15 protein-coding genes and 1 pseudogene are annotated in these 18,640 nt (G+C 38.6%); 3 read left to right on the forward strand and 13 right to left on the reverse strand.

The genetic code is table 11. The features are described from left to right. The first annotated feature begins 20 nt into the window (after positions 1-20). Complete coding sequence (locus tag ACIQYG_RS25160; RefSeq protein WP_402843849.1) at positions 21-1,493, forward strand: flavin monoamine oxidase family protein; 1,473 nt, start codon at positions 21-23, stop codon at positions 1,491-1,493. A gap of 722 nt (positions 1,494-2,215) precedes the next feature. On the opposite strand, the gene glnA is transcribed toward ACIQYG_RS25160, so the two are convergent. From glnA to hflX, 4 genes are all read right to left on the reverse strand, one after another. Further along, entirely contained in the window at positions 2,216-3,550 is a 1,335-nt protein-coding gene (gene glnA / locus ACIQYG_RS25165) for a type I glutamate--ammonia ligase (RefSeq protein WP_053534438.1), read from the reverse strand. Positions 3,551-3,589: 39 nt separating this feature from the next. After that, positions 3,590-3,994, reverse strand: coding sequence for a MerR family transcriptional regulator (locus tag ACIQYG_RS25170; protein WP_402843852.1), 405 nt, complete (start codon positions 3,992-3,994; stop codon positions 3,590-3,592). Positions 3,995-4,191: 197 nt separating this feature from the next. Further along, complete coding sequence (locus tag ACIQYG_RS25175) at positions 4,192-5,460, reverse strand: methionine gamma-lyase family protein (protein WP_402843855.1); 1,269 nt, start codon at positions 5,458-5,460, stop codon at positions 4,192-4,194. A gap of 12 nt (positions 5,461-5,472) precedes the next feature. Beyond that, complete coding sequence (gene hflX / locus ACIQYG_RS25180) at positions 5,473-6,726, reverse strand: GTPase HflX (protein WP_402843857.1); 1,254 nt, start codon at positions 6,724-6,726, stop codon at positions 5,473-5,475. A 168-nt stretch (positions 6,727-6,894) separates the two neighbouring features. On the opposite strand from hflX, the gene ACIQYG_RS25185 reads away from it, so the two are divergent. Beyond that, on the forward strand, positions 6,895-7,503 hold the full coding sequence (locus ACIQYG_RS25185) for a trimeric intracellular cation channel family protein (RefSeq protein ID WP_402843860.1): 609 nt from the start codon (positions 6,895-6,897) through the stop codon (positions 7,501-7,503). A gap of 37 nt (positions 7,504-7,540) precedes the next feature. Here ACIQYG_RS25185 and spoVK read toward each other — a convergent pair whose 3' ends face one another. The 9 genes from spoVK to ACIQYG_RS25230 form a co-directional block, all read right to left on the reverse strand. Continuing rightward, positions 7,541-8,497 carry a stage V sporulation protein K gene (gene spoVK, locus ACIQYG_RS25190; protein ID WP_402843863.1) on the reverse strand — a complete coding sequence of 319 codons (957 nt, stop codon included), beginning with the start codon at positions 8,495-8,497 and terminating at the stop codon, positions 7,541-7,543. A 387-nt stretch (positions 8,498-8,884) separates the two neighbouring features. After that, positions 8,885-9,118, reverse strand: coding sequence for an RNA chaperone Hfq (gene hfq, locus ACIQYG_RS25195; RefSeq protein ID WP_034313436.1), 234 nt, complete (start codon positions 9,116-9,118; stop codon positions 8,885-8,887). Between the two features lie 3 nt (positions 9,119-9,121). Continuing rightward, entirely contained in the window at positions 9,122-10,042 is a 921-nt protein-coding gene (gene miaA, locus ACIQYG_RS25200; RefSeq protein WP_402843883.1) for a tRNA (adenosine(37)-N6)-dimethylallyltransferase MiaA, read from the reverse strand. A gap of 339 nt (positions 10,043-10,381) precedes the next feature. After that, positions 10,382-11,704 carry a sensor histidine kinase gene (locus ACIQYG_RS25205; protein WP_402843866.1) on the reverse strand — a complete coding sequence of 441 codons (1,323 nt, stop codon included), beginning with the start codon at positions 11,702-11,704 and terminating at the stop codon, positions 10,382-10,384. 546 nt (positions 11,705-12,250) lie between these two features. After that, entirely contained in the window at positions 12,251-14,194 is a 1,944-nt protein-coding gene (locus ACIQYG_RS25210) for an FtsX-like permease family protein (protein WP_402843869.1), read from the reverse strand. After that, positions 14,172-14,948, reverse strand: a complete 777-nt coding sequence (locus ACIQYG_RS25215) for an ABC transporter ATP-binding protein (protein WP_252280455.1) — start codon at positions 14,946-14,948, stop codon at positions 14,172-14,174. The genes ACIQYG_RS25210 and ACIQYG_RS25215 overlap by 23 nt, the downstream gene beginning before the upstream one ends. A 98-nt stretch (positions 14,949-15,046) precedes the next feature. Continuing rightward, a complete protein-coding gene (locus tag ACIQYG_RS25220; RefSeq protein WP_402843874.1) occupies positions 15,047-16,108 on the reverse strand; it encodes a sensor histidine kinase in 1,062 nt (353 codons plus the stop codon). After that, positions 16,105-16,812, reverse strand: a complete 708-nt coding sequence (locus ACIQYG_RS25225) for a response regulator transcription factor (RefSeq protein ID WP_402843877.1) — start codon at positions 16,810-16,812, stop codon at positions 16,105-16,107. The genes ACIQYG_RS25220 and ACIQYG_RS25225 overlap by 4 nt, the downstream gene beginning before the upstream one ends. Positions 16,813-16,884: 72 nt before the next feature. After that, positions 16,885-17,340 (reverse strand): SMI1/KNR4 family protein, encoded by a 456-nt coding sequence (locus tag ACIQYG_RS25230; RefSeq protein WP_402843879.1) that lies wholly within the window; start codon positions 17,338-17,340, stop codon positions 16,885-16,887. Positions 17,341-18,404: 1,064 nt separating this feature from the next. Between ACIQYG_RS25230 and ACIQYG_RS25235 the strand changes: the two are divergent. Then, a pseudogene (locus ACIQYG_RS25235) lies at positions 18,405-18,640 on the forward strand (DUF1641 domain-containing protein); the annotation flags it as partial.

Raw genomic sequence — 18,640 nt, forward strand, 5'->3', positions numbered from 1 at the left:
TATTTCACTGGAGGGAAGAGATGCCCATTAACATAAATTATCAATTAACTACTCAACAAATGATTAGCATTATTAGAAATGGTCTTAAAAAGTCCCAAGTTCCCAAACATATCACTATTGTTGGCGCAGGACTGGCAGGACTGGTTGCGGCTTCTCTATTGCAGGAGGCCGGGCACAACATCACAATACTTGAAGCAAATAACAGGGTAGGCGGACGTGCCTTTACCATACGCTCCCCCTTTAGTAATGGGCTTTATTTTAACCCAGGCCCAATGCGTATTCCTGATGTTCATTTTTTGACCTTAGAGTATATTAAAAAATTCGGGCTAACCCTAAACCTGTTTATTAACCGAACTCCAATGGATATTCTTTATCTCAATGGAATCAAAACACGTCTTAACATTTTTGAACGTTCTCCTGGTATTCTAAACTTTCCCGTTGCCCCAAATGAAAGAGGTAAAAGCGCAGAGGATCTGGTGAAATTAGCTACACAGCCAATTCTTGATTTTATTAAACAAGACCCTACGAGAAATTGGCATCTCGTAGAAAAAGAATTTAAAAACTACTCACTAGGTACTTTCTTAAACTCTTACCATTATCAATATGGAACGACTTTTTCAGATGGCGCGGTTGATATGATCGGTGTACTCCTTGACTTAGAAGCATATATGGGGATGTCATTTATTGAAGTCTTGCGAGAAGAGTCGTCCTTCAGAGCAAATCGTTTCTATGAGATAACCGGTGGTATGGATCTGCTGCCACGGGCATTTCTCCCGCAATTAAAAGAAGTTCTTATGTTCAATCAAAGGATGACGAAAATTGTCCAACATAACAACAGAGTAACCATCCATTCCACCCATCAGCACACCTTAGAGGATTCCACCATAACTGGTGATCTTGCCATCATAACTCTCCCCTTTACAGTGTTACGATTTGTGAAAGTTGAACCATACCATTCTTTTTCCTATTATAAACGGAGAGCGATTCGTGAACTGAACTATATGAGCGCAACAAAAATCGGTATCGAGTTTAAAAGCAGGTTTTGGGAAAGACACCATCAATATGGTGGTAAATCCATAACTGACCTTCCGATTCGATTTACTTATTACCCAAGTCAAGGGATTGGTACAAAGGGACCTGCTGTTGTTTTGGCAAGCTATACATGGGCGGATGAGGCTTTAATATGGAACGGTCTATCAAACGAAGATCGCATTCAATATGCTTTAAAGAACTTAGCTGAAATTTTCGGAGACCAAGTCTATTCTGAGTTTGTATCAGGAACTTCCTTAAGTTGGGTCGATAATGAATATACTTCTGGAGCTTTCACTGCTTTTGAACCGGGTCAGGAAACCGAGTTACATCCTTATATCCCTAAACCTGAAGGAAGGGTGCACTTTGCCGGTGAACACACTTCGCTTACCCACGCTTGGATGCAAGGGGCGATTGAATCCGGAATCCGGGTTGCATATGAAGTGAATGACTTGCCAAAATAAACACAGGAAATATAGATAAATTAGGACTGTGAAATTTCTTAATGAACTAAACTACCCCGTTGGTTGCATTAGAAAAAGGAGCTGTTGATTAGCTTCTGGTAATGTAGTAAAGCACCTGTTAGTTGAATAATTCTTCATCTTTGTAAGCGTGAGACCAATGATGCTGTTATATGAAAAAGCATTTACAAATGTATTGAAAAAGAATGCGAAAACTAGAATGAAGGTAACTTTTTATACTAATTCATCTTATTCAACAATAAGCGGTACTGTTTATTCAGGATATTGGTATGGATAAAATTGAATGGAGAGCCAACACAAATGAAAAAGCACTGACCTCCAAGGTTAGTGCTTTTTCTAAGTTATAAAATTGATAGATTTGTATAGACATTTGTATGTGTGGTCTACCTTATTCTAATATATTGGCTTATGTCTGTCGTCGCTTTAAGTATTGTTTGGGGGGCAATAATAGGCGGGGTAATATCTGGGCACTGACTTTAATAGGAGTAAATATAACTATCAAAACCAATTAAATAAAAAGTTACACGATAACAATTAAAGTAATTATGAAAAATCCCTTCCCATTTGATTCATCTCCTTATATCTTAAATTCTTTACAAATTTTTTCGGGCATTTTTCGGACAGTTGATAACTTCCTAAGATTTTATGAAAGAATGCCCGAAATAAAAACCCCCTGACACCAGAGGTGCCAAGGGTTTTAAAGATTAATACATTGACATATATTGTTCGCGTTCCCATGGGTGAACTTGAGTTCTAAACATATCCCACTCGATTTCTTTTGCTTCGATGAAGTGCTCAAGTAAATGTTCACCTAATGCTTCTTTGATTACTTCATCAGATTTTAATGTTTCCAATGCAGCATATAAAGTAGCTGGTAGATCAACGATACCTACTTCTTCACGTTCTTCTTTATTCATTACATAGATGTTGCGGTCAACTGGAGCTGGAGGAGTCAAGTCGTTCTTGATTCCGTCAAGACCAGCTTTTAGTAGAACTGCAAGCGCCAAGTATGGGTTTGCTGCTGGATCGACACTACGTACCTCTACGCGAGTACTTACTCCGCGTGAAGCTGGGATACGGATTAGTGGGCTACGGTTTTTAGCAGACCATGCAACATAGCAAGGAGCTTCGTAACCAGGAACTAGACGTTTGTATGAGTTAACAGTTGGGTTTGTTACCGCAGTGAAGCTTGGAGCATGCTTAATGATACCTGCGATAAATTGCTCAGCTGTTTTACTTAATTCCAATTTACCTTCTTTATCATAAAATGCGTTTTCGTTGCCTTTGAATAGTGAAACATTACAGTGCATTCCAGATCCATTAACACCGAACAATGGTTTTGGCATGAATGTTGCGTGTAAACCATGTTTACGGGCAATCGTTTTAACAACCAATTTAAATGTTTGGATGTTATCACAAGCTGAAATTGCATCTGCATATTTAAAGTCAATTTCATGTTGCCCTGGAGCTACTTCATGGTGGGATGCTTCGATTTCAAATCCCATTTCTTCAAGCTCAAGAACGATATCACGACGGCAGTTTTCTCCTAGGTCAGTAGGTGCAAGGTCAAAGTATCCGCCTTTATCGTTCAATTCTAGAGTTGGCTCGCCTGCTGCATCCAGTTTGAATAGGAAGAATTCAGGCTCAGGTCCAAGATTGAAATCCGTGAAGCCCATTTCTCTTGCTTCCGCAAGAACACGTTTTAGGTTTGCACGTGGATCTCCATCAAAAGGTGTTCCATCCGTATTGTAAATATCACAGATTAGACGTGCGACTTTACCTTTTTCAGAAGTCCAAGGGAAGATAACCCATGTGTTTAAATCAGGATATAGGTACATATCAGACTCTTCGATACGAACGAAGCCTTCAATGGAAGATCCGTCAAACATCATTTTATTATCAAGTGCTTTTTCTAATTGACTGACTGGGATTTCAACGTTTTTAATTGTCCCTAAAATGTCAGTAAATTGTAAACGAATGTACTTAACATTTTCTTCTTTCGCTAAACGAGTGATGTCTTCACGTGTGAACTTTGCCAATTTCTATTCCCCCTAATAATCATTCATAAATCATATTTTTTATTGGAAAAAACGGGACATATCCCCTTGTCGAAGAGATGTTCGATGCTTGCTGCCTTGTAAAAGCTCGGCACGCAGAAGCTTGCGAAGCTCCTCGTCACTAAGGTCCTGTCTTATCTTTTCCGCTTGTTCTAAATCTTGAGTTTTAGGTAAATTCTCTTCCTTTACAGTGAAAATCTTTTTGATGCCGGCCAGATTGACTCCTTGTTCGATTAAGTCTTTAATCTCAAGCAGTCGATCGATATCGTTTAATGAAAAAACCCGACGATTTCCATCTGTTCTCATAGGAGTAATAAGTTGATGCTCTTCGTAATACCGAATTTGGCGTGCAGACAACTCAGTTAGCTGCATGACGATTCCGATGGAAAAAAGAGGCATCGAACGCCGAATGTTGTTGCCGCTCATTCTTAGCATCCTCCTTTTGTTTATCTTAAAATAAGCATATATCATGTTATTAAACTTGTCAATATGATGTTACATTTTATGACGTCTTTTTTTCAGAAAAATTAAATGATTTGCTACTACTCAAATATTATGACTATTGCTTTTTTCAGGAATCCAATTGTATCTGGATTCCCATTACCTACCTAACTTAATTTCATTTACAATTGAATCAGCTTTTTGTCCATTAGCGCATTCACAGCAGTCAGTACAGCTACTTTAACATGTGCGTATGTCAATCCGCCTTGAACGTAGGCAACATATGGAGCCCTTGTCGGACCATCTGCCGTCAGTTCAATGCTGGCCCCCTGTATAAAGGTGCCCGCAGCCATGATTACATCGTCTTCATATCCTGGCATATAGGCAGGATATGGTGTTACATGTGAATTGATTGGTGATGCATATTGGATGGCCTGACAGAACGCAACCATCTTATCCCGGTCATCAAATTGGACGGATTGAATCAAATCAGTTCGCTTCGCATCCCATTTAGGAGATGTATTCATACCGAGTTTTTCTAAAAAGGCAGCTGTGAATACCGCTCCTTTGACAGCTTGGCCCACGACATGCGGTGCAAGGAAGAACCCTTGGTACATTTCCTGCAGACTATAAAGCGATGCACCTGCTTCAGCCCCTATTCCTGGCGATGTTAATCGATAAGAGCAAGCTTCAACCAGATCTTTTTTACCAACAATGTATCCACCGGTTTTCACTATCCCGCCACCAGGATTTTTAATGAGTGAACCAGCCATTAAATCCGCTCCGACATGACATGGTTCTTGTGTCTCAACAAACTCTCCATAACAATTGTCCACGAACACGACGATTTCCGGGTTAATCTCTTTAACAAATGAAATCATTTCCTTTATTTCATTTATCGTAAAGGAAGGGCGTGTCGCATACCCTTTTGACCGTTGTATACCGATCATCTTCGTGTTTGGTTGAATGGCTTGTTTGACGGCTTCGAAATCAACGGTTCCGGTTTCCGCTAACGGAACGGCCTTATAGCCGATTTGAAAATCACGCAAAGATCCGATACCCGATCCCCGGATACCGACAATCTCTTCCAAAGTATCATACGGCTTTCCAGTTATGTATAACAATTCATCCCCTGGGCGCAATATACCGAAAAGAGCGGTGGAGATGGCGTGTGTGCCTGAAATGATTTGGGGGCGCACCAATCCAGCTTCCGCGCCAAAAACATCTGCATATATCAATTCCAGCGTATCGCGGCCCATATCATCGTATCCATACCCTGTAGTCGGGATGAAATGGGAATCACTCACTTTATGTGATTGATAACTCTGTAATACGCGAAATTGATTTTGTTCGATTCGTTCGTCCACTTGCTTATGTAACGGAGAAATCATTGCTTCCACTTCCTGTGCAATGTTTTTCAACACTTCTCCATTTGTTAACTGCTGATACATCAAAATTCCCCTTTATAATGAATATTTCTCCAGCTGCCCGGTTATTGGATGATCAGCTAGACAAAAACCTTTGCATTCATACCTTTCCAATTCTTCGTTAAAGGAGAGAGTGCGCAATATGGTTTCATTTTTCAGCTGTGATAATAGTTTACCCTCACTCGACGGCAGGAAAACATGATACGGGACCATTTCTTCAATCACGTACTTTTCAATTTCTTCCATGATTTGATTCAGGTCCGATTCTTCATAGGCACTGATCATTAATGAAGCACGACTGGCTGACCTGACAAAATCAGCGTGAATCTTGTCCTTTTTATTATACAACGTTAGCTGTGGAATGGAAGGCACATCTAAGTCATTTAACAAATCCTGCACTGTTTTCTGATGATTAAAGTAATCTGTACTTGAGGAATCGACCACATGTAACAGCAGATCCGCTTCTTTCACTTCTTCCAAGGTAGAGCGGAATGCAGCGATTAAAGATGTCGGCAAATCTTGTATGAATCCAACCGTATCCGTCAGCAGCACGGTAAATCCGCTAGGAAGGATCGCCTTTCTTGTCATGGGATCCAGCGTAGCGAATAATTGGTTCTCTTCATATGAATCAGCCTCCGTCAAACGGTTGAACAGTGTGGATTTACCTGCATTCGTGTATCCCACAAGTGCTATTTGAAAGGTCTTATTACGTTTCCTTCTATCACGATAGCGTTCACGATGCTTCACTATTCCACTTAATTGTTGCTTGATTTCATCTATTTTTCCACGGATGTGGCGGCGGTCGCTTTCCAGCTTCGTCTCCCCTGGTCCCCTGGTGCCGATTCCTCCTCCTAGCCTGGACATTGCCGTTCCCTGTCCAACCAAACGCGGCAATAAATATTGGAGCTGAGCAAGTTCAACCTGCAGCTTTCCTTCTCTGGATCGAGCCCGCTGTGCAAATATATCCAATATTAGCTGTGTCCGGTCTATGATCCTTGCCTCCAATTGTTTCGAAAGGTTCCGAATCTGGCTCGGGGATAGTTCATCATTAAAGATAAATAAATCCGGCTCCAGCTCCTCCTCCAGATTCCTGAGTTCTTCCACTTTTCCTTTTCCTATATATGTAGCCGGATCTACGCTTTCCCTTTTCTGGGAGATGGTCATTAAAACCTCAGCATTCGCCGTCTTCGCCAATGAAGCCAGTTCATCGAGTGAATATTCAAAACGTTCACTAGTCTCAGTTGTTTGACACCCAATTAAAACAGCCGTTTCCTTTATCGCTTCTTCCAAATCAAAGGCACCACCTTCTGGTAGATTTCAGTTAATCATAACAAAAAAATTCAATATATAAAAATTTCCTCAAAACGAAGCTTTTAACCGTTTTAAAAATTCCGATAACATGCTAAAATCAAATTTGGCTTTACCATCAAAATCGAAAAGACATAGAGGGACATTCATATGACATGGGAAGTATTAAGCTTAATCGGTACGATTGCATTCGCTATTAGCGGGACCATCATCGCCATGGAAGAAGAGTATGATATTTTAGGAGTTTATATTTTAGGAATCATAACCGCCTTTGGCGGCGGGGCAATCCGCAATCTGTTGATTGGTGTCCCCGTTTCAGCTTTATGGGATCAAAGTTTCTATTTTGTCATTGCTTTAGTATCCATCACCATCGTTTTTATTTTTCCTACAAACCTATCAAAGCACTGGGACAGATGGGGAAATCTCAGTGATGCCATTGGCCTTTCAGCCTTTGCCATCCAAGGGGCGATGTATGCCGTGGAACTAAATCATCCAATAAGCGCCATCATTGTATCAGCTGCATTAACCGGATGCGGCGGCGGGATACTCCGTGACGTACTAGCCGGAAGAAAGCCATTGGTCTTCAGAAAAGAAATCTACGTAGTTTGGGCCATCATTGCAGGCTTGGCTTTAGGCAGTGGTGTATTATCCCAGTCATGGCAGCTATATTCGCTCTTTGCCGTCATCACGATATTGCGAGTCCTTTCTTACACCAATAATTGGCATCTGCCTAATAAAAAATGGGTGCCTAAAACATAAATTTGAAAAGCCCGCCATCTTGGTGGGCTTTTCCATGTCATTCTTTCTCATCATCCTCGAAAATCAAATCTTGGCTGGTAAGCGTGAGTAAATCGGATTTTTCAAATGAATCTTCCAGTAAAAGCCGCATTGCCTGCGCCCTAATTGACTTTTCAAGTATATTGCGGATATAACGACCGTTAGAAAATGAAATAGGTCCCCGGAATGAACGTAATATGATTAAATGTTCTCTTAATTTCCTTTCGGCATCCCGATTCATTAGATACTCCTTTTCCTGCAACATCCGATCGGCTATTTCCATTAGCTGTTCAATCGTATAATCCGGAAAATCAATAACAAGCGGGAACCTGGAATGAAGGCCAGGATTAAGACTGAGGAAATAATCCATTTCCCTCGAATATCCCGCAAGGATCAAAATGAATTCGTGCTGCCGATCCTCCATATGCTTGACAAGGGTATCTATGGCTTCTTTTCCAAAATCCTTTTCGCCGCCTCTTCCCAAGGAATAAGCTTCATCAATAAATAAGATTCCGCCAATGGCCTTCTTAATTAAATCCCTTGTTTTTTGGGCAGTATGACCAATGTATTCCCCGACTAAATCTGCCCTCTCCGCTTCAATTAAATGCCCTTTAGAAAGTACATTCATTTTTTGAAACAACTTACCGATTAAACGTGCAACCGTTGTTTTCCCTGTTCCCGGATTCCCTTTGAACATCATATGCAGCGCTTGCCGGCCAGTCTTCAGCCCCTTTGCCTCACGTTGTTTATTGATGTAAATCCAGGCATATATCTCTTTTATCATCCGCTTCATTTCTTCCATTCCGACCAGCGATTTCAGTTCATCTTCAATCTCTTTCAATGCCACATGCTGGTGGGGGATTTCCTGCACCAAAATTTCTTTTATCGGCAGATCCTTTTGCAGCGCTTTTCTGTTTTCCGCATTAAACACAATATTGATTTGCCCGTTATTTTTCATACGGATCGGTTGTTCCAATTCATTCACCTCTCCATCTTGGACCCTGACTCTAACACCACAATTTTCGATTTATGATGGTCATGGCATTGCTGCTTAGCCAAAATTATCCCATCGGAAAATTCGCGTTAATCTTTTCGTGATTAAGCCCCATTCCCTTCCTGAAAAGCGACTTATTCTGACAGGATTTTTTCATTAGGAGGATTTATTACGACAAATTCCATACCCGTTCACCAATTTATTAGGGGTAATGTCATTTCCTGCGGTTTCCCGGAAAATAATCCGTCCCTTGATATATATTCAAATCAGGTACGTAAAATTATCGATTCTTTGAAAAAGAACAGAGAAGTGCATGCAAAAAAACAGGTCGCCATAAGCTAAACCTGTTTTTCACATTCATATATATGATTATTCCTTCACTTCGTAATCAATCTGAACATTACGTTGTGGAGCAAATGTAGAAATCGCATGTTTATAGACTAGTTGCTGTTTGCCCTCCGATTCAAATAAAACGGTAAAATTATCGAACCCTTTCACTTGTCCTCTAATCTGGAACCCGTTTAATAAAAATACCGTCACATACGTACCATCTTTACGTAATTGATTAAGAAACTGATCTTGAATATTTACTGATTGTTTCATGAATTAGTCCTCCTCTTTTCTCTCTAAATTTATGTATTCGCCTTCACTGAAAAGCTTTCCTGCTATAAATCCAGATATTTCATGTATTTTTTTCGGAAAACCCTCGAGATCGGTCATATCAAACCAAAATACATTCATTTTATTCCGAAACCAGGTCAATTGCCTTTTCGCATAACGACGGGAGTTTTGCTTTAATGTCTCAACCGCTTCATCCAATGAAGCCCTTCCATCAAAATAATCATAGATTTCTTTATAGCCTATAGCCTGGATCGATTGGCAATCCCTCAAACCTTTTTCATGAAATGACTCCACCTCTTGAATCAGCCCTTCTTCTACCATGACATCAACACGTTGATCGATCCGTTGATATAACTTTTCACGTTCCATTGTCAATCCAATGATGCACGTATCATATTTCAATTCTGTAGGCTGTTCATTCAACTGCTCACTCATCGTTTTACCGGTACAATGAAAAATCTCAAGTGCCCTGATCACCCTTCTTATATTATTAGGATGAATCCGATTCGCACTTTCCGGGTCAACACTTCGTAATTGTTCAAAAACAGGATCGATTCCTGACTCCCTTACCTGTTTTTCGAGTCCCTCCCTATAAACAGGGTCGGATGGCGCCTCCGAAAAATGATAATCATAGATGACTGATTGTATGTATAATCCTGTTCCACCGACGATAATGGGAAGTTTACCTCTGCTTTGGATATCCTCGATACAAGCATTAGCTCGCTCCTGGAACTCTGCCGCACTAAATGGTTCAACAGGATCTTTAATATCAAGTAAATAATGAGGAATTCCTTCCGTTTCTTCCCTCTTGATTTTTGCAGTCCCAATATCCATCCCTTTATAAACCTGCATGGAGTCTCCGCTAATGATTTCACCATTAAATAACTTTGCCATCTCAATGCTCATCTTTGTCTTCCCAACAGCAGTCGGTCCAATGATAACGAGAAGTTTTCCTTTTTGTTGTTTCACAATCTCACTGCCTTAAATGATTTTTTCCCTATCTTATCATAATCTCGTTGAGAGCAGCTAAACATCTACCCATTATGTCCAATTAAGGTACTTTTATTCAAATTTTTAACCGTAATAATCGTCATCTTCATATCTCTTAGATCGTCAGGCTGTAAAATACAAAAAATACATTCGAGGCTCACAGCTCCATTGCGGCAATGGGGAAAAATCGTAAAAAAGGTATGATTCCTTCAAGGAATCATACCTTCTTATCAAATGTGTTTCCTTTGGATCAATTTAGCCCATTTTTCCATTTACGGGAATGATCATCGTAACGGTCGTTTCTTTTTCAGAGGATTGTACATGAATCTCTCCATCATATCTTTTCACTAAGTCTTTGACGATGAACAACCCTTGTCCGCGAACTTTGCCCTTTTGTGCCTTTTTGGTTGAAAAACCGCTGGCGAATATATTCTCCAGATCTAATTCCGAAATCATTGGTCCAGTGTTCGTGACCATGAACGTATACTTATCATCATCAGCTTTGCATGCAATATTCATCCGGCGTTCTTGCTCCGGCAATTCAATTGTTGCCTCAATCGCATTGTCGATAACATTTGATAATAATTTTATCAAATCGATTGTTTTGACCCGATTGAAGGATTCTTGTGAAACATCAATCTCAATATCGATGTTATAATTCTGGGCCGAAAGCCTTTTAGTCTCTAACAGGACAGATAAGCCCGGATGAATCACATCCAATTTCATCGATTCAATCGAATGCACTTCTTTTGAAAGACCGGTTAAATATTCGAGTGCTTTTGCGTTCTCCTCTAATTTAAGCAATCCATGTATCACCTGAATATGATTGGAAAAATCATGCCTTAATGAGCGGACTGAAGCAATGAGCGATTGAAATTCCGATTGATATGTATCTTCCGTATCCCCCACTTCACGTGTCAGTTCCTTTTGATACCATTTTTGAATGACAAAAAAGGTAACCAGCAGCATGATAACAAATCCACCATTATAAACAAGAATGGCAATGCTGCTTTTCAATACCTTGCCGTTAATGGCATTAATATCTTCCGCGCTAACATCAATGCCCAAAAAACCAATAATGGTGCCATCTTGATTTTTCATCGGCACTCCCACAGTCAAATACTCACCATATTCCGGATCTTCCAGAATACCGGTAATGAAACTTTTGCCTTCATACGCCTGTTTAACCTGCTCCGACGGAACAGTACATACACCACCGATAGGAAAATCCCCTTTATGATCCTTAGAAAATCCAGTAATCATAGCCTTAGATACTTCCGGATTATCAATCAAGATGGTATAAACGTATAATGCTCCTATTTTTTCACGGGCATCCTCTAAGTAAGCTTTTATATCCCAATAATCCTGGCTCTTTACTTGGTTATTGAGAAATCGCTGATACGCCTCTATATCCATCGAGTCGGCAATAGATCTAGCAGCTACCAAGTTTTGATTTGCAACGGATTTTTGCACAGAATTTTTAATGCTTAAATATGTTGAAAACATATTTAGAAGAATGAAAACAATCAATAAAAGAATGGTCAAATAAAGAAATGCCCTTAACTTTTTATTTTTCATAGGATTAAACTTACCTCGTCTCTAGCAGCTAAAAGTTAACGAACTTATTCTGAGTTTACTATATTAAGGGACAAAGAAATAGGGAAAAATCTAATATTCTCTATAATCCCAGGCATATAATACTATAATAAATCAAGTAATTAACAGAATACCCACCATTTTTTTGATCATATGACTTTTTACGTTTTAATCTAAACTAAGTCTATTATTAATCATTTCTAATAAATCATTATATTTCCATAAAATAATTATTTTAGTATAATTATTTATGTGAAAATGGTAAAAATAAATGATGTGGGGTTCGATATTCTCGCTTCAAATAAATAATTTTACCCTTTATATGAAAATATTACAAGATTTTAAAGGACTCACCTGTAAAATCACACCATAATTCATATGATTTGTGCAAAATAGCGGATCAATCTTCTTTCAATAGTGCATATTAACTAATTTATCATCAATGAAAATGCCGTTTCAATGAGAAGACTCCTGAATAAAAAAATGGAATCAGGGACTGAACCCTGATTCCAATACATATGATAGCTTTTATTTAAATGAATTGATGACTGCCCGCTCATACATCTTTTTAGTTACTTGATAGTATAGCAGTTGAAAAAGAAAATACGTTGCGATGACCATGGCCGAGTAGACAAACAAATTCGTTCCCAATAAATTGCTTAATGCCACGTAGGCGACTATGGCATGAATCACCCCTATCAGAAAAGGAGCGAAAAAGAGGATGCGTATTTCGGCACTTAAAATTTGCCGTATTTCTTTTTTTGTCAACCCCAATCGATGAAGGGCATGGATTTGGATTTTTTTATCTTCTAAATTCGTAAAAACTCGCAGATACATCATGCTCCCTTGGACGATAAAGAATAATAGACTGACAAACAAGCCTATAAAAAGAATCAATATGCTTCCCTGTTTCATTTCTTGATAAATCGGAGCTCTTGTTTGCAGTTGATTATGATTAGGATTATTAGACATTTGTTCGATTTCACTAGATGTTTCCATTGATTCTTCCCAATCTTTAACTTCATACCCCCGTACTCTTGCCATCTCTTTTAATGGCACATTTGCAGTGATTTCATGATACAGCTGATCATCGACCACCATCAGGGTCGTTGCTGCTTTTATGGGTGCGACTATCGATTGATTGCGCTGACCAATCATTGTTACCTGAATGGTTCGATTGCCAAAGTGCAGCTCCTTTTGTTCTCCCTTGTGGACGAATTGATAGTCCAGTCCTCCATCATAAGGAAAAATATATAACGCTTCTTTTCCTGATAACTTTGCTGGTTCAATTTTTCGCAATGCAGCCGCATTGTTATAATCACTTTCCGAGATTAATAATGACCTATTTTCATTGGGTTCTCCCGTTCTCATATGGGGTAACATGTGGGTAATGGGCAATCCAGTCATATTTACTTCGTAAAGGATCTTGAATCCATCTTCCTTTAATGTTTTCTCCACTGCAGATGGTTCAATAACTGAATAAATGGAAGCATCATTTTCAACCCAGCCAATTGATTGCGGAATGTTATCCATCCCTTGCTTTTTTAAATCTGCACTGAACATGAAAAGTGTTCCTGCAGCTGTCAAAATCACGGCTGTAATGATCGAGGTCAAAAAGAATAACCTGGAATAGTCCTTAATATTGAATATCAGGTTTGTTTGAGTAATTAAATTCGTTCCACCATATAAGCTTTTCTTCTTCCGGTAAAGCCTTCTGCATAGAGCGACAATGCTTTGGCTGAATAAAAAATAGGTGCCGATCAGTACGAAGAATACTATGGGCAATACTCGAATATAAGAATTGTTCACCGACATCGTACATGCCAAATAATAAGAAATGCTTAAGCAAACTGCTGATAGTGCAATTAACCACCTTGAAACGAAGGGAGTCTTTTTGGGTTTTTGTTTATCTTTGAGTAAATCGACTACCTCCGCATTTCCTATGTGGAACAATGAAAGGAGCGATAATAGCTGAAATAGCAAAATGAAACCAACAATGGTATAAATAAAGGCCTCAGGGACAAAGACAAACGATATTGGTTGCTCTACAGCCAATAACCAAGAAATTGCCATTAAGAATAATTTTGAGAACAAAAACCCTAAGCCAACTCCAACCAGGATAGATATGAGGGAAACCATCGTTTGCTCCAAGTAAATCAGTTTTCTAAGTTGGGATTTGGACATTCCAAGCAGTGTCAGCAGCCCAAACTCTTTTTTTCGCGGCTGTATAAATGCTGCAGTCGAATAAGCGATAAAAAAAACTGAAAATATGATGATCACTATTTCTGCTGCAATGAGTCCCCTACTAATTAACTGTCCCCCTGGAATATTCGCATGGACCACATCAGGATGAAAGATAAACGATGCGTAAATAAAAAAGATTGAGACGGAAAGGACAATACTAAAAAAATAAGCAAGATAACGTTGTGCATTTCCTTGAATATTCCTCTTAGCGAGAAGTCGGATGTTCATGATAGACTCCTCCCAAAACACTTAACGTATCTAAAATCCTTTGATGGAAGCTCTGTCTTTCCCCTCCGCTGTGGACCTCCGAAAAGAACTTGCCATCCTTTATGAATAGAATCCGGTCACAGAAGCTGGCTGCAGTCGGGTCATGAGTGACCATAAGGATGGTTGCTCCCTTTTTCTCCTGAAGTGTCGTGAGGGTATCCATTACCTGCTTGGCAGATTTGGAATCCAAATTACCAGTAGGTTCATCCGCTAAAATAATGGAAGGCTCATGAATCATCGCTCTTGCACAAGCCGTTCGTTGCTGCTGACCTCCAGAAATTTCAAAAGTCCTCTTTTCTAAAATCCCTTCTATACCAAGAAGGCTTGCCAACTGATTTACCCTATATTCCATTTCCTGCAGTTTATAATGATCTAACGCTAGAGGAAGGAGGATATTTTCGCGAACGGTAAGTGTATCAAGAAGGTTGAAGTCTTGAAAAACAAATCCAATTTCCCTCCTGCGAAACAATGCCAGGTCCTGATTGTTTAATTCATTAGGATTTTGATCATTTAGAATGACTTTACCTGTGGTGGGCTTATCAATCGTGGCCATTAAGTTAAGCAGAGTGGTTTTCCCGCTGCCAGATGGACCCATCACTCCGACAAATTCCCCTTTCTGTACATTCATGGTGAAATTATGTAACGCCTTATGAAATAAATTCCCCTGCTTTTGAAAATAAGTTTTGGATAGTTGTTCCGCTTTTAAAATCGACATCCGAAAATACCTCCCTTTCTTACAGTAAGTATAATGAATAAAGCGGGAGGCTCCCATCGAAGTTTATTACATAATCGTTTAGCACCCTTACAATTCTGTCACCTTTCATGTAAGATATTTGTCTTAAAGAGAAACTCCACAGTAGTCCCTTCGGATACGGTCGATTGGATGGTAACGACATGCCCAAGTCTATTAACGATTTCCTTCACAAGATATAGTCCCATTCCGGTTGACTCTTGTTTGACTCGCCCGTTCTCACCAGTAAAGAATGGATCAAACACCCGTTTTACATCATGTGGGACGATTCCAATTCCCTGATCTGTTATCCTAAGGAAAATCTCCGACTCTTTTTCAATGATATTGAACGTTATGCTGTCATGTTCTTCCTGCCTTGAATACTTCAGTGCATTAAAGACCACCTGACTAATGGCGAAGTGCAGCCACTTGCGATCCGAATGTACATATACGTCCTCAAGCTCCGTTTCAAGCCTGGGATATATGAACCGTTTGATGAACTGTTTTTTTTCCTCGTTAATCACTTGCTTGACTAGATTAATTAAGTTAACCCGCTCCGATTTTACATCCTCCGAAAAACGCTGCAGCCTTGCTCCATGCAATATAATTTCCAGCCCTCTGCGAAATCGATCATTTTCTTCTTCTATCTCTTTAAGATGATCCTTCATCGGCTCATTCGAAAACATCCTTTTGCCTTCTTGAATCAGTAAGGAAATGACTGAAACAGGTGTCTTCATTTGATGGACCCATTGATGAATCAACAGCTCATATTGCTCCTTCTGTTTGATTTGTTCTTGTAATTGCCCAATGGTTACCTTGTTCATTTGTTGAAAAAGCTCCATCCACAACTTTTGTTCATTTGTCAAAGGTTCCCTAAAGGCTTCGACATATTCAAACGACAAGCTCGGTTCTTGCTTCATCCTTGCTAATTGATTAAGGAAGCGGTATTGCCTTATGTAATCGGCCACTAAAAATATAAGCATCATAAACAACGCGAGAATAATTAAATAGATGATATTTGAAATCGATATGTGATTACCTGCTTCCAGAACGGCTAATGCATAAGCAATGATAAGCAGGTTTACCAATAGTACGGTATAAAATATAAAATAAAGACGGTCTTTAATAAAGGATTTCAGCTTCATTTTTCTTCACCTTGCACTATTTTTAGTCGATATCCTTTTCCCCTGCTAGTTGTTATGGCATTCTTGACACCAATATCCTCAAGTTTTCTCCGTACCCTTGTGACATTGACGGTCAATGTATTGTCATCAACAAATGAATCATCATTCCATAATGCTTCAAGTAACACTTCACGAGAAACGATGGTGTCATACTGTCGTAGTAAACAACTCAATAATTTCAACTCATTTTGAGTTAACGTTACCTGATTGTCTTGATATTCAATCATCGCTTTTTCCGTATAAAGCGTTAATCCCTCCATTTCCTTTACTTGTTGGTGGAATGAAGATATATCCGCATATTCACCATACACCCTTCGTAGGACACTCTTTATTTTCGCTAATACCACTTCCAAATGAAACGGTTTTGTTAAATAGTCATCTCCCCCATATTCAATGGCCATGACTTGGTTCATTTCATCCGTCCTTGCAGAGATGAATATGACAGGAACCTTCGAAACCGTCCTTATTAGCCGGCACCAATGGAACCCATCATAATAGGGCAGATTAATATCCAATAAAACCAAATCTGGCTTTATATCTTGGAACTCCGCAAAAACTTGGTCCAGTTGCTTCACTTCAAAAACCTCATACCCATACCTTTTTAAATAATTGACCAAGATTCCAGCTATTTTGAGATCGTCTTCAACCAATAATATTTTATACATTTTTATCTCCTCATTAACATGACAATAAAAAACCTTGAATGGCATGAGCCAATCAAGGGGATTACAATAAAATTAGATTTCCTCCGGGACTTTCAATCCCTCAATGAAGGAATTAAAACTCGATGCAACTTTATAAATATTTTCATCCTGGCTTGAAGGATCCGAATACCAACCCCGATCCCAGAAGTATACTCCCTTTTCCTCTTCGTTATTTATCAGCAAGATTTTACCTGCACATGTATCATTACCTATTATAATGCAATTCTTATGTAAGTCTTCTCTGTTTTCTTCATGCCATTTTTGTAAATCCAGTTCTTTATCTTGAAGCTCTAATCCATAAAGTGCTTTTAAGCAAACGAGTGTGTCTAATCCATCTACATAAAACTTACAGTTTTGAACCGCAGTTGTGCCGCCATTATGTTTAAGGAGAAATTGTTTATAATCTTCAGGAATTTCAAAACCCACAAATTCCTGAAAATTATTCACTTCTGCTTGTGTCGCTTTGCCATATCCAGTAATATTCACCATTGTATCGACTCCATTTCATTTTATTGTAGTAAAATCAATTGATAATGTTATTCTATTTCACTTGCTAAATCGCCGCTTATAAAACAGCCAGGTTCTAGACTCCATTTACGAAGATACTTTAAATATAAATTATTCATTATTACTTTAGAAAATAATACTTTTTTTAAATATATTAACATAATTTTACTTTCCTTTTCAGTATTTTCTGATATATTTTTTGACAATTTCGTTGCTTTTCATTAAGAAAATAGCTTTTTTTAATCGAAGTTTTGTCGAAAAATCGATAAATCGTATAATTTAGTAGATAAATCAGAGTTTTCGATGATATATCTCCATTTTCGAAGATATATTCCCGATTTCACAGATAAAAATATTATTCTATAAAAAAGGCGCCCACTTCATCTTCAAGTTTGGGCGCCACATACATCTTAGACAATTTTATAGTCATCATAAGTTATTAATAACCTGCTCATAGAAACTGTCTCAGCACGAAGCTTATTCTTGTCACGACAATAAGCTATGATGGAACTATTTGGAATTTTAGCTGTACAATTCCATTTACTATATTTTTCATTATACCTAGAGGAAATTTCGATAATCTCACCACGTACATTTAACATCCTGCGTTCTACCAAGGGCATCATCTCCAATTCCGATAATATTATTTACCCTAAATCAGATAAAATATTCTTGAGGTACATTCTGTCATGGCCTATTCAAAGATTATGGACATTATAGCAAAACAAATATGCATGCAAAACAAAAGTTGTCTAAAAACGACAACCTATAGTTCTATTATTATAGGAAATGACAAGGTGATCCAATTCATAATCTAATAGAATAACCTCCATTATTTAAGGTACTATATCCAGAATAACCTTAACATTTTTTCGAAATATTAAGATAAATCCTCAAACCCACCTAATATCTGTTATTTATAACCATTAAAATTATATTCGTATCACAAAAGAAATATTTGAAATTAAGAGATTAGAGTCGTATGATTAGTAGTATCGGCGGAAAACACATTAATCAAAATAATTAAGTTTAAAGGGGAATTAGTTATGGTAGATGTAGTCACAAAACCTGAACATGAAACACTTAATATTTCTGCAAACCAAGAACAATTGGATATCCTAGATCAGCTTTTAAAGCCTGAGGTGCAGGAATCATTGAACACTTTAGTCGAGCAGTTACCAAAACTGACTGAGTTAGTGAATATTTTAACAAAGTCTTATGATTTCGCTCAATCGGTTGCGACTGATGATGTGTTGAAAAATGATACGGTCAGCGCCATTTC

It is taken from the genome of Peribacillus sp. NPDC096622 (assembly GCF_044762665.1).
In the GTDB taxonomy this organism is placed as follows: Bacteria; Bacillota; Bacilli; order Bacillales; family DSM-1321; genus Peribacillus; species Peribacillus frigoritolerans_B.